The 13,080-nt window shown below is 71.2% G+C and carries 7 protein-coding genes; 4 read left to right on the plus strand and 3 right to left on the minus strand.

All coding sequences use genetic code 11. The annotated features are described in order from the left end of the window. Window positions 1-30 precede the first annotated feature (30 nt). Entirely contained in the window at window positions 31-1,206 is a 1,176-nt protein-coding gene (locus tag ACZ4NT_RS18730) for a winged helix-turn-helix domain-containing protein (protein WP_467726388.1), read from the minus strand. A 117-nt stretch (window positions 1,207-1,323) separates the two neighbouring features. Beyond that, window positions 1,324-1,893: a GNAT family N-acetyltransferase gene (locus ACZ4NT_RS18735; RefSeq protein WP_121402580.1), complete on the minus strand. Its 570-nt coding sequence runs from the start codon at window positions 1,891-1,893 to the stop codon at window positions 1,324-1,326. Between the two features lie 336 nt (window positions 1,894-2,229). On the opposite strand from ACZ4NT_RS18735, the gene secA reads away from it, so the two are divergent. Next, complete coding sequence (gene secA, locus ACZ4NT_RS18740) at window positions 2,230-5,034, plus strand: preprotein translocase subunit SecA (protein WP_467726390.1); 2,805 nt, start codon at window positions 2,230-2,232, stop codon at window positions 5,032-5,034. 173 nt (window positions 5,035-5,207) lie between these two features. Here the strand turns inward: secA and ACZ4NT_RS18745 are convergent, their stop codons facing one another. Beyond that, window positions 5,208-5,801 carry an Rv3235 family protein gene (locus ACZ4NT_RS18745; RefSeq protein WP_467726392.1) on the minus strand — a complete coding sequence of 198 codons (594 nt, stop codon included), beginning with the start codon at window positions 5,799-5,801 and terminating at the stop codon, window positions 5,208-5,210. 324 nt (window positions 5,802-6,125) lie between these two features. On the opposite strand from ACZ4NT_RS18745, the gene ACZ4NT_RS18750 reads away from it, so the two are divergent. From ACZ4NT_RS18750 to ACZ4NT_RS18760, 3 genes are all read left to right on the plus strand, one after another. Further along, the gene (locus ACZ4NT_RS18750; protein ID WP_121402583.1) at window positions 6,126-6,641 is read left to right on the plus strand and encodes a DUF6912 family protein; all 516 of its coding nucleotides are present in this window, start codon (window positions 6,126-6,128) and stop codon (window positions 6,639-6,641) included. Between the two features lie 63 nt (window positions 6,642-6,704). Beyond that, window positions 6,705-7,370 carry an HAD family hydrolase gene (locus ACZ4NT_RS18755; protein WP_467726395.1) on the plus strand — a complete coding sequence of 222 codons (666 nt, stop codon included), beginning with the start codon at window positions 6,705-6,707 and terminating at the stop codon, window positions 7,368-7,370. Between the two features lie 660 nt (window positions 7,371-8,030). Next, the gene (locus tag ACZ4NT_RS18760) at window positions 8,031-12,977 is read left to right on the plus strand and encodes an NAD-glutamate dehydrogenase (protein WP_121402585.1); all 4,947 of its coding nucleotides are present in this window, start codon (window positions 8,031-8,033) and stop codon (window positions 12,975-12,977) included. Window positions 12,978-13,080: the final 103 nt, after the last annotated feature.

Consider the following 13,080-nt stretch of genomic DNA (forward strand, 5'->3'; position numbering starts at 1 on the left):
GCCGACGGGCGGTGGGCCCGGGCGGGACGCTCAGGCGAGCGCCCGTGCCAGCTCCGCCGCGAGCGGTGCCCGCAGCTCGGGGGCGTCGACCCGTTCCACGCGCACCTGCGTGCATCCGACCCAGGTCGCGGCCTCCACCAGCGCCTGCGCGACGGACGGCACGGCCTTCGGACCCTCCAGCGTCACCTGCTTGGCGACGAGGGTGGCGCCCTCGCGGGCGGGGTCCACCCGGCCGACGAGACGGCCACCGGCCAGTACCGGCATGGCGAAATAGCCGTACACCCGCTTGGGCTTGGGGACGTATGCCTCCAGGCGGTGGGTGAAGCCGAAGATGCGCTCCGTGCGGGCGCGCTCCCAGACGAGGGAGTCGAACGGCGACAGCAGCGTCGTGCGGTGCCGGCCCCGCGGGGGAGTCGCGAGGGCCGCCGGATCGGCCCAGGCGGGCTTGCCCCAGCCCTCCACCGTGACCGGGACCAGGCCCGAGTCCGCGATCACCGCGTCGACCTGCTCGCCCTTGAGGCGGTGGTAGTCGGCGATGTCCGCGCGGGTGCCGACGCCCAGGGAGCGGCCGGCCAGGCGGACCAGCCTGCGCAGGCACTCGGCGTCGTCCAACTCGTCGTGGAGCAGGGACTGCGGGACGGCGCGCTCCGCAAGGTCGTACACCCGCTTCCAGCCGCGGCGCTCGGTGCACACCACCTCGCCGTACATGAGCGCGCGCTCCACGGCGACCTTCGTGCCCGACCAGTCCCACCATTCGCTGGTCTTCTTCGCGCCGCCCAACTCGGTGGCCGTGAGCGGGCCTTCGGCGCGGAGCTGCTTGACGACCTGGTCGTAGGTGCCGTCCGGCAGCGCGTGGTTCCAGTGCGGGCGGGCCCGGTAGGCGCGGCGCCGGAACGCGAAGTGCGGCCACTCCTCGATGGGGAGGATGCAGGCCGCGTGGGACCAGTACTCGAAGGCGTGCGTGTCGGTCCAGTAGGCCTGGTCGACCGTCGGGCGGCCCACGGCTCCCAGGCGGGCGTACGGGACGAGTTCGTGGGAGCGGGCCAGGACCGAGATCGTGTCGAGCTGGACCGCGCCCAGGTGCCGCAGGACGCCCCGCACTCCGCCCCTGCGGTCGGGGGCACCCAGGAATCCCTGGGCGCGCAGGGCGATACGGCGGGCCTCGTCGGCGGAGAGTGCGGCGGTGGGACGCGGGAGACTCGTCATGTCTCACACGGTAGGCCGTGGCACTGACACTCGTCCGTGAGCCGGTCGGGAGACGGGCTCCGCCCGGTCGGGCCGGCCGCGCGAGCCCGGGGGCGGGCGCCGCGGACCGTGGTCCGGCTACCCGGGTCCCGGCAGGTAGGGCGCCGTGGACGGCAGCCCGAGGTCGGAGGGGAGCAGGGACGCCACCCAGCAGTCGCGGCGCACCCCCTTGTTGTTGAGGGCGGAGCGGAGGGTGCCCTCCAGGGTGAAGCCGACGCGTTCGGCGACGGCGAGGGAGCCCCTGTTGCCGACCTCGGCGCGCCATTCCACCCGGTCGATGCCCCGTTCGGTGAAGGCCCAGCGGGAGGCGGCGAGGACGGCCTCGGTGATGTACCCGTTGCCCCGGTGCTCCTTGGCGGTCCAGAAGCCCACCTCGGCCACCCCCAGAGAGCGCATCGTCAGGCTGAGCATGCCGACCAGGCCACCGCCGGGGAGGAAGACGCCGAAGGTGAACATGGAGCCGTCCGCCCAGCCGTCCGGAGCGATCTGCGCGACGAAACCCTCGGCGTGCTCGCGCAGGTACGGGGACGGGATCGTCGTCCAGCGCTGGATGTCGGCGTCCTGGACGGCGTCGTACACCGGATCGGTGTCGTGGGGGCCGACGGCGCGCAGCGAGAGGCGGTCGGTGGTCAGCGTGACGGGTTCCATCGGCCGATTCTGCTCGGGCCGCCGCGAGCACGCCATTGCTTTCGGGCGGCAGGCGACCGAACGTGTGCCCAGGGGCCCGCTTCCCGCGGGAGCGACGGAATTCGGGATTTCGCCCCCGAGGAGGCCCCGGAGGGAGCCGAGCGTGAGGGTGCGGTCACATTTAGTTCATTTCGCGACCGGACGCGGCACCATCCGCCACCCCCGCCCGTTGTCCTGGTAGCTGTCACAAGAGCAGACCTCCCGGCGCGGCGGGGTCCTCGCATACGATGGCCGTTGCTCAGTTGCATCAAGGAAAACCGACCGTCCCAGGCCCGACCGGCAAGGAGACCAACCCCCGTGTCCGTCCTCTCGAAGATCATGCGTGCAGGCGAAGGCAAGATCCTGCGCAAGCTGCACCGCATCGCGGACCAGGTCAACTCCATCGAAGAGGACTTCGTCGACCTCTCCGACGCCGAGCTGCGGGCCCTCACCGATGAGTACAAGCAGCGGTACGCCGACGGCGAGAGCCTCGACGACCTGCTTCCCGAGGCGTTCGCCACCGTCCGCGAGGCCGCCAAGCGCGTCCTCGGCCAGCGTCACTACGACGTGCAGATGATGGGCGGCGCCGCGCTGCACCTCGGCTATGTCGCCGAGATGAAGACCGGTGAGGGAAAGACCCTGGTCGGCACGCTGCCCGCTTATCTGAACGCCCTGTCCGGAGACGGCGTCCACCTCATCACGGTCAACGACTACCTGGCCGAGCGCGACTCCGAGATGATGGGCCGCGTCCACAAGTTCCTGGGCCTGACCGTCGGCTGCATCCTCGCCAACATGACGCCGGCCCAGCGCCGCGAGCAGTACGCGTGCGACATCACCTACGGCACGAACAACGAGTTCGGCTTCGACTACCTGCGCGACAACATGGCGTGGTCCCAGGACGAACTCGTCCAGCGCGGCCACAACTTCGCCATCGTCGACGAGGTCGACTCCATCCTCGTCGACGAGGCGCGCACCCCGCTGATCATCTCGGGCCCCGCCGACCAGGCCACCAAGTGGTACGGCGACTTCGCCAAGTTGGTCACGCGCCTGAAGAAGGGCGAGCCGGGCAACCCGCTCAAGGGCATCGAGGAGACCGGCGACTACGAGGTCGACGAGAAGAAGCGCACCGTCGCCATCCACGAGCCCGGCGTCTCCAAGGTCGAGGACTGGCTGGGCATCGACAACCTGTACGAGTCGGTGAACACGCCGCTGGTGGGCTACCTGAACAACGCCATCAAGGCCAAGGAGCTGTTCAAGAAGGACAAGGACTACGTCGTCATCGACGGCGAAGTCATGATCGTCGACGAGCACACCGGCCGTATCCTCGCCGGCCGCCGCTACAACGAGGGCATGCACCAGGCGATCGAGGCGAAGGAAGGGGTGGACATCAAGGACGAGAACCAGACCCTCGCCACGATCACCCTGCAGAACTTCTTCCGCCTCTACGACAAGCTCTCCGGCATGACCGGTACGGCGATGACCGAGGCCGCCGAGTTCCACCAGATCTACAAGCTCGGTGTCGTCCCGATCCCGACGAACAAGCCGATGGTCCGCAAGGACCAGTCGGACCTGATCTACCGCACCGAGGTCGCGAAGTTCGACGCGGTGGTCGACGACATCGCCGAGAAGCACGAGAAGGGCCAGCCGATCCTCGTCGGTACGACGTCGGTCGAGAAGTCCGAGTACCTCTCGCAGCAGCTCAGCAAGCGGGGCATCCAGCACGAGGTGCTGAACGCCAAGCAGCACGACCGGGAGGCGCCGATCATCGCGCAGGCCGGCCGCAAGGGCGCGGTGACGGTCGCCACGAACATGGCCGGCCGCGGTACGGACATCAAGCTCGGCGGCAACCCCGACGACCTCGCCGAGGCCGAGCTGCGCCAGCGCGGCCTCGACCCCGAGGAGCACATCGAGGAGTGGGCCGCCGCGCTGCCCGCCGCCCTGGAGCGGGCCGAGAAGGCCGTGAAGGCGGAGTTCGAGGAGGTCAAGGAGCTCGGCGGGCTGTACGTGCTGGGCACCGAGCGGCACGAGTCGCGGCGCATCGACAACCAGCTGCGCGGTCGTTCCGGCCGTCAGGGCGACCCCGGCGAGTCCCGGTTCTACCTCTCCCTCGGCGACGACCTGATGCGTCTGTTCAAGGCGCAGATGGTCGAGCGCGTCATGTCGATGGCGAACGTCCCCGACGACGTGCCGATCGAGAACAAGATGGTCACCCGGGCCATCGCCTCCGCCCAGTCGCAGGTGGAGACGCAGAACTTCGAGACCCGCAAGAACGTCCTGAAGTACGACGAGGTGCTCAACCGGCAGCGCGAGGTCATCTACGGCGAGCGCCGCCGCGTCCTGGAGGGCGAGGACCTGCAGGAGCAGATCCAGCACTTCATGGACGACACGATCGACGCGTACATCGCGGCCGAGACCGCCGAGGGCTTCGCCGAGGAGTGGGACCTGGACCGGCTGTGGGGCGCCTTCAAGCAGCTCTACCCGGTGAAGGTCACCGTCGAGGAGCTGGAGGACGCGGCCGGTGACCGCGCCGGTCTGACCGCCGAGTTCATCTCCGAGTCCATCAAGGACGACATCCACGAGCAGTACGCGGCTCGTGAGGAGCAGCTCGGCTCCGAGATCATGCGTGAGCTGGAGCGCCGGGTCGTGCTGTCGGTCCTGGACCGCAAGTGGCGCGAGCACCTCTACGAGATGGATTACCTCCAGGAGGGCATCGGCCTGCGCGCCATGGCGCAGAAGGACCCCCTGGTCGAGTACCAGCGCGAGGGCTTCGACATGTTCACCGCCATGATGGACGGCATCAAGGAGGAGTCCGTCGGCTACCTGTTCAACCTGGAGGTCCAGGTCGAGCAGCAGGTCGAGGAGGTCCCGGTGCAGGACGCCGCGCCGTCGCTGCAGAAGGAGGACGCCGTCGCCGCGGGCGCGCGTCCGGAGATCCGCGCCAAGGGCCTCGACGCCCCGCAGCGGCCGGACCGGCTGCACTTCTCCGCCCCCACCGTGGACGGCGAGGGCGGCATCGTCGAGGGCGACTTCGTCGACGACGAGCCGGTGCGTTCCGAGGCCGACGGTCTCACGCGCGCGGAGCGCCGCAAGCAGCAGAAGGGCGGCCGGCGCCGCAAGAAGTAGGCGCCGCCGTACGGCCCGGGTCCGCCGGACGCGGGTACCGCACGACACGGCACCGCCTCGGACGGTCGCGTGAGCGACGGGGGCGGGTCAGGGCCGGGCATCCTTCGAGGTGTCCGGCCCTTCGCGTTGCCGCGCGCTCCCGGAGCCGGGGCGCGGCCGGTCCGGGCGCGGCTTCAGTCGTCGTCCGGGCGGGGCATGCGGGGGCCGCCCAGTTCCACGGCCGTGCAGCGCCAGCGCAGGTCGGGCCCCTGCTCCAGGCGGAAGGCCATGGCCCGGAGCTGCTCACCCGCGCCGATCCGGGCGAAGACCTCGACGGCGCCCGGCCGCGGGACGTAGTAGCCGATGTCCCGGACGACGGGGCGGGCCCCGCGGGTGCGCAGCGGGTTGTGCTCGGCCAGCCAGGCCAGTTCGTCGTAGGCGCGGCCCGCGGTGTGGCGCAGCATGGAGTGGACGGGCCGCCCGCCGCTGAGGACGGCGAGGAGGCGGTCGGCGAAGACGTCGGTGGGCCGGGGCCGGGGAGCCGGGGTGAGCGCGTCGGTGGGGGAGCAGGTGCGGGGCGGGGAGGCCGGCGCGGGCGCGGCCGGGGCCGCTCCCGGCGGGGGGTTGCGGACCGGGGCCGCGGGGGACGGCCGGTCGCCGCGGGGCACGGCGCGCGGCGCACCGCCGCCCGGGGCGCGGGGCGGGGTGCCGCCCGGTCGGCGCGTGTCGTGGCGTACGGGCGGGCGGCCGCCGGGACTGCGCCTGGACCTGGTCATCACCTTGTTCATGTGGTGTCCCCGTTTCCTGGAACCCGGCCGAATACCGGGCGGTAACTTGCTGGTGGGGATCTTGTACGGGGCCGCCCGGGACGGCGGCAAGGACCGCGGGCGGGTGTCGGAGCGGGCCGGGCCGTTCACCTATCAGAGTGAGCGGCCCGGCGCCGGGGCAAGGCGGAGCCGGGGTGCACCGGGTGAACGCCGGGCACGGGGTGGACGGCCGCCGCCGTACGGCCCGGGACCCGAAAGGGGACGCCCGCACGTATCCTGAAGGCCCTTCCCGAGGCGCGGGAACCGCCCTCCCGGGGGCCCTCCGACCAACGAAAGCGGATAGCCATGCGCGTCTACGTCCCCCTGACCCTCTCCGGTCTCGCCGAGGCGTACAAGACGGGAGAGCTGGGGGCGGGAGCGGTCGCCGCGTACGCCGTCACGCCCGCGCTGCGCGAGTGGTACCTCTCGGACGACATGGAGGAGCTGGAGTACGCGGCGCTGAACCGGGCCGCGCTCGCCTCCCTGCGTCTGATCGCGGTCGACCCCGGTGCTCCGCGCAGGCGGGTCGTCGTCGCGGTCGACGTCGCCGACGGCGCCGCGCAGGCCGACCCGGACCGGGGGCTCGACCCGACGGCGCTCGGCGAGGTGCGGGTCGCGGGCCCCCTCCGGCTCGCCAAGGCGGCCGCCGTGCACGTCGACTCCGACGAGGCGGAGGCGGACGTCACCGCCGCCGCCGACGCGCTGGGCGCCGCGGACCTCGGGGACGACGACGCCCAGTTCACCGTCGACGGCGCCGAGGACCACGAGCTGCTCTGGTACGCGACGCAGGAGATCCCCAACCTGGTGGGGCGCGGCGACTGACGGGAGCGGGCGGAGTACGGACGCCCGCGGTCGGATGTCGGTCGGGCCGGGTATTTTCTGTTCATGGGGAAGCACGAAGCAGCGCACATCGTGTGGGACTGGAACGGCACGCTGTTCCACGACAACGCCGCGATCATCGGCGCGACGAACGCCGCGTTCGCCGAGCTGGGAATCCCGCCGCTCACGCTGGAGCGGTACCGGTCGCTGTACTGCGTCCCGGTGCCCAAGTTCTACGAGCGGCTGATCGGCCGGCTGCCGACCGAGGCGGAGTGGCTGGTCATGGACGAGATCTTCCACCGGTACTACGCGGAGCACCGGACGGCCTGCGCGCTCACCGAGGGCGTGCCGGCCCTGCTGGCGGAGTGGTGTTCCACGGGGCGCAGCCAGTCCATCCTCAGCATGTACGGGCATGAGGAGCTGGTCCCGCTGGTGCGCGGCTTCGGCATCGAGTCGCACTTCCTGCGGGTCGACGGGCGGACCGGGCCGTCCGGCGGCAGCAAGGCCGAGCACATGGTGCGGCACATCGGCGCGCTCGCCCAGGTCGACCCCGCGCGCACGGTCGTGATCGGGGACGCCGCCGACGACGCGGTCGCCGCCCTGCACGTCGGGGCCAAGGCGGTCCTCTACACCGGCGGTTCCCACAGTCGGGCCAGCCTGGAGACCGTGGGTGTGCCGGTGGTGGACAGCCTGCACGAGGCGGTCGAGGAGGCCGAGCGGCTGGCAGCCTGACCTGCGGCGAAGCCCGGCCCCCGAAGCGTCGCTCGGCGGCCGCGCGCCGACCCCGGGGCCCTCCCCGCTCGCCCGGGAGGAGGTGGGCCCGTCCCGGCGGGTGGGCTTCCGGACGGTGCCCCGGTGGCGTCCGCGACGGCTGCCGTACCCGGTCTGCCGTGACGCGGCGCCCGCGCATGCGCAGAACCCCGGCATTCGTCCCTGTGCAGAGTGTCAAAGTTCGACCCCTGCTTTTGTACACATACGGCTCATGACTCAGCCCGGGTGGGGGGCGATAGCCTGGTGGCGTGATCAGCGCGATATCTCGCGGGGGCATCGTCGCCCCTGCCCTGCGCCCGGAGACCACGGACGACATCCGTGTCCGGGCGGCGCTCGCTGGTCCTCGCGGGCGGGTCGGGCGGGCCGGGGCGGCAGAGGCGGCCAGGACGCCGATGGCGCCCAACGCCTCCCGTGCCCTCGGTACCCGTGGCGAACCGGCGCTGCCGAGAGCAGCGTCACAGTCGGCAGGGGCGCCGAAAATGGCCGATAACCCCTCGCCCGTGTCTTCATGCGGCATAGCGTCGGAACAGACCGGACACCCCGCGTCTCGGCGTCATGTCAAAGAAGAGACCGAACTTCCTTCAACGTCACGCAACGGCGCGCGACAGGAGTCAGAGGACAATGCAGACCAAGCTGGACGAAGCAAAGGCCGAGCTGCTCGAACGGGCCGCCCGGGTAGCTGAGAACAGCCCGGTCGGGGGGCACCTACCGACCGGGACGACGGGCGAGGGCACACCCGACCGGGACACCGTGCTCGCGTTCCTCCAGCGCTACTACCTGCACACCGCCCCGGAGGACCTCACCGACCGCGACCCGGTCGACATCTTCGGAGCCGCCTTCTCGCACTACCGGCTGGCCGAGAACCGCCCGCAGGGTACGGCCAACGTCCGGGTCCACACGCCGACCGTGGAGGAGAACGGCTGGACCTGCACGCACTCGGTCGTCGAGGTCGTCACCGACGACATGCCCTTCCTCGTCGACTCCGTGACCAACGAGCTGTCGCGCCAGGGGCGCGGCATCCACGTCGTCATCCACCCGCAGTTCGTGGTACGGCGTGATCTGACCGGCAAGCTGATCGAGGTGCTGCCGGACCGGCCGGGCGGCGACCTCCCCCACGACGCCTCCGTCGAGTCCTGGATCCACGTCGAGATCGACCGCGAGACCGACCGCGCCGATCTGAAGCAGATCACCGCCGACCTGCTGCGCGTCCTGTCCGACGTGCGCGAGTCGGTCGAGGACTGGGAGAAGATGCGCGACGGTGCCCTGCGCATCGCCGCCGAGCTGCCCGGCGAGCCGACCGCCGACGACCTGCGCGACCAGGAGGTCGAGGAGGCGCGCGAGCTGCTGCGCTGGCTCGCGGACGACCACTTCACCTTCCTCGGCTACCGCGAGTACCAGCTGCGGGACGACGACTCCCTGGCCGCCGTGCCCGGCACCGGCCTCGGCATCCTGCGCTCCGACCCGCAGCACGGCGGCGACGACAGCCACCCGGTCAGCCCGTCCTTCGAGCGGCTGCCCGCCGACGCCCGCGCCAAGGCCCGCGAGCACAAGCTCCTGGTCCTGACCAAGGCCAACAGCCGGGCCACCGTGCACCGGCCCTCGTACCTCGACTACGTCGGCGTGAAGAAGTTCGACGAGAACGGGAACGTCGTCGGCGAGCGGCGCTTCCTCGGCCTCTTCTCCTCCGCCGCCTACACGGAGTCCGTGCGCCGGGTGCCCGTCATCCGCCGCAAGGTCGAGGAGGTCCTCAAGGGCGCCGGATTCTCGCCCAACAGCCACGACGGACGCGACCTGCTCCAGATCCTGGAGACCTACCCGCGCGACGAGCTGTTCCAGACCCCGGTCGACGAGCTGCGGGCCATCGTCACCAGTGTCCTGTACCTCCAGGAGCGGCGCCGGCTGCGCCTCTACCTGCGCCAGGACGAGTACGGCCGCTACTACTCGGCGCTCGTCTACCTCCCGCGCGACCGCTACACCACCGGCGTCCGGCTGCGGATCATCGACATCCTCAAGGAGGAGCTCGGCGGCATCAGCGTCGACTTCACCGCCTGGAACACCGAGTCGATCCTCTCCCGCCTGCACTTCGTGGTCCGGGTCCCGCAGGGCACCGAGCTGCCGCAGCTGTCCGACAGCGACAAGGAGCGCATCGAGGCGCGCCTCGTCGAGGCCGCCCGCTCCTGGGCCGACGGCTTCGCGGAGGCGCTGACCGCCGAGTGCGGCGAGGAGCGCGCCGCCGAACTGCTGCGCCGCTACGGCAACGCCTTCCCCGAGGGCTACAAGGCCGACCACACCCCGCGCGCCGCCGTCGCCGACCTGGTCCACCTCCAGCAGCTCACCCGGGAGCAGCGCGAGCAGCCCAAGGACTTCGCGCTCAGCCTGTACGAGCCGGTGGGTGCCGCCCCCGGCGAGCGCCGCTTCAAGATCTACCGCACCGGCGAGCAGGTCTCGCTCTCCGCCGTCCTCCCTGCGCTCAACCGGATGGGCGTCGAGGTCACCGACGAGCGCCCCTACGAGCTGCGCTGCTCGGACCGGACGACCGCCTGGATCTACGACTTCGGACTGCGCCTGCCCAAGTCGCAGAACGGCAGCGGGGACTACCTCGGCGACGACGGGCGCGAGCGGTTCCAGGAGGCCTTCGCCGCCACCTGGACCGGCCAGGCCGAGAACGACGGCTTCAACGCCCTCGTCCTGAGCGCCGGGCTCAACTGGCGCCAGGCGATGGTGCTCCGGGCGTACGCCAAGTACCTGCGCCAGGCCGGTTCCACCTTCAGCCAGGACTACATGGAGGACACCCTCCGCAACAACGTCCACACGACCCGGCTGCTGGTCTCGCTCTTCGAGGCGCGGATGTCGCCGGAGCGGCAGCGGGCGGGCGTCGAGCTGACCGACGCGCTGATGGAGGAGCTGGACGCCGCCCTCGACCAGGTCGCCTCGCTCGACGAGGACCGCATCCTGCGCTCCTTCCTGAACCTGATCAAGGCGACCCTGCGCACCAACTTCTTCCAGGAGGCGGTCGGCGGGAAGCCGCACGAGTACGTCTCCATGAAGTTCGACCCGCAGGCCATCCCGGACCTCCCGGCGCCGCGCCCGGCGTACGAGATCTGGGTGTACTCGCCGCGCGTCGAGGGTGTCCACCTCCGGTTCGGCAAGGTCGCCCGCGGCGGTCTGCGCTGGTCGGACCGGCGTGAGGACTTCCGCACCGAGATCCTCGGTCTGGTCAAGGCGCAGATGGTGAAGAACACCGTCATCGTGCCCGTCGGAGCCAAGGGCGGCTTCGTCGCCAAGCAGCTGCCGGACCCGGCCGCGGACCGCGACGCCTGGATGGCCGAGGGCATCCGCAGCTACAAGACCTTCATCTCGGCGCTGCTCGACATCACCGACAACATGGTCGGCGGCGAGGTCGTGCCCCCGGCCGACGTGGTCCGGCACGACGGCGAGGACACCTACCTCGTCGTCGCCGCCGACAAGGGCACCGCGACGTTCTCGGACATCGCCAACGAGGTCGCCGAGTCGTACAACTTCTGGCTCGGCGACGCCTTCGCCTCCGGCGGCTCCGCCGGATACGACCACAAGAAGATGGGCATCACCGCCCGCGGCGCCTGGGAGTCGGTGAAGCGGCACTTCCGGGAACTGCGGCACGACACGCAGACCGAGGACTTCACGGCGGTCGGCGTCGGCGACATGTCGGGTGACGTGTTCGGCAACGGCATGCTGCTGTCCGAGCACATCTGCCTGGTCGCCGCCTTCGACCACCGGCACATCTTCATCGACCCGAAGCCGGACGCGGCCACCTCGTACGCCGAGCGCCGCCGCCTCTTCGAGCTGCCGCGGTCCAGCTGGGCCGACTACGACAGCGAGCTGATCTCGGCCGGCGGCGGCGTCTTCCCGCGTACCGCCAAGGCCATCCCGGTCAACGCGCACATCCGCGAGGCCCTCGGCATCGAGGCCGGCGTCACCAAGATGACCCCGGCCGACCTGATGAGGGCGATCCTCACCGCGCCGGTCGACCTGCTGTGGAACGGCGGCATCGGCACCTACGTGAAGTCCGCCGCCGAGTCGCACGCCGACGTGGGCGACAAGGCCAACGACGCGATCCGCGTCGACGGCGCCGACCTGCGGGTCAAGGTCGTCGGCGAGGGCGGCAACCTCGGCCTGACCCAGCTCGGCCGGATCGAGTTCGCGCAGGCCGGCGGGCGGATCAACACCGACGCCATCGACAACAGCGCGGGCGTGGACACCTCCGACCACGAGGTGAACATCAAGATCCTGCTCAACGCGGTGGTGGCCAACGGCGATCTGACCGTCAAGCAGCGCAACAAGCTGCTCGCCGAGATGACCGACGAGGTCGGACAGCTGGTCCTGCGCAACAACTACGCGCAGAACACCGCGATCGCCAACGCGCTCGCCCAGTCCGGCAGCATGCTCCACGCCCAGCAGCGGTTCATCCGGCACCTGGTGCGCGAGGGCCACCTGAACCGGGCCCTGGAGTTCCTGCCCACCGACCGGCAGATCCGCGAGCGCCTGAACAGCGGTCAGGGGCTCACCGGCCCCGAGACGGCGGTCCTCCTCGCGTACACGAAGATCACCGTGTCCGACGAGCTGCTCGCCACCTCGCTGCCCGACGACCCGTACCTGCAGAAGCTGGCGTTCGCCTACTTCCCGACGGCGCTGCGCGAGCGGTTCCGCGAGCAGATCGACGCGCACGCGCTGCGCCGCGAGATCGTCACCACGGTGCTCGTCAACGACACCGTCAACACCGGCGGCACCAGCTTCCTGCACCGGCTGCGCGAGGAGACCGGGGCCTCCCTGGAGGAGATCGTCCGGGCGCAGACGGCGGCCCGCGCGATCTTCGGGTCCAGTGCGGTGTGGGACGCCGTCGAGGCGCTCGACAACGTGGTGGACGCGGACGTGCAGACCCGGATCCGCCTGCACTCCCGCCGGCTCGTCGAGCGCGGCACGCGCTGGCTGCTCAACAACCGGCCGCAGCCCCTGCAGCTCGCCGAGACGATCTCGTTCTTCAGTGAGGGTGTCGAGAAGGTCTGGGGCGAGCTGCCGAAGCTGCTGCGCGGCGCGGACCAGGAGTGGTACCAGCAGATCTACGACGAGCTGTCGGGCGCCGGTGTCCCGGACGGGCTCGCCACGCGGGTGGCGGGGTTCTCCTCCGCCTTCCCGACGCTGGACATCGTCGCGGTGGCCGACCGCATGGGCAAGGACCCGATGGCCGTCGCCGAGGTGTACTACGACCTCGCCGACCGCCTGAGCATCACCCAGCTGATGGACCGCATCATCGAGCTCCCGCGGGCCGACCGCTGGCAGTCGATGGCCCGCGCCTCCATCCGCGAGGACCTGTACGCGGCCCACGCGGCGCTCACCTCGGACGTCCTCGCCGTCGGCAACGGCACGTCGACCCCCGAGCAGCGTTTCAAGGCCTGGGAGGAGAAGAACGCCGCGATCCTCGGACGGGCCCGTACGACCCTGGAGGAGATCCGGAGCTCGGACTCCTTCGACCTGGCGAACCTGTCCGTGGCGATGCGGACGATGAGGACCCTGCTGCGGACGCACACGTAGTCCCCGGCTCAGTCGAGGGGGGGGGGGGGGGGGGGGGGGGGGGGGGGGGGGGGGGGGGGGGGGGGGGGGGGGGGGGGGGGGGGGGGAGGGGGGGGGAGGAAAA

This window comes from Streptomyces sp. NPDC026417, assembly GCF_055567695.1.

Excerpts from the sequence above, each read along its gene's own strand:
- ACZ4NT_RS18750 (WP_121402583.1), top strand. The coding sequence starts at position 6,126 with ATGCGCGTCTACGTCCCCCTGACCCTCTCCGGTCTCGCCGAGGCGTAC.
- ACZ4NT_RS18730 (WP_467726388.1), bottom strand. The coding sequence starts at position 1,206 with ATGACGAGTCTCCCGCGTCCCACCGCCGCACTCTCCGCCGACGAGGCC.
- ACZ4NT_RS18735 (WP_121402580.1), bottom strand. The coding sequence starts at position 1,893 with ATGGAACCCGTCACGCTGACCACCGACCGCCTCTCGCTGCGCGCCGTC.
- ACZ4NT_RS18745 (WP_467726392.1), bottom strand. The coding sequence starts at position 5,801 with ATGAACAAGGTGATGACCAGGTCCAGGCGCAGTCCCGGCGGCCGCCCG.
- ACZ4NT_RS18760 (WP_121402585.1), top strand. The coding sequence starts at position 8,031 with ATGCAGACCAAGCTGGACGAAGCAAAGGCCGAGCTGCTCGAACGGGCC.
- ACZ4NT_RS18755 (WP_467726395.1), top strand. The coding sequence starts at position 6,705 with ATGGGGAAGCACGAAGCAGCGCACATCGTGTGGGACTGGAACGGCACG.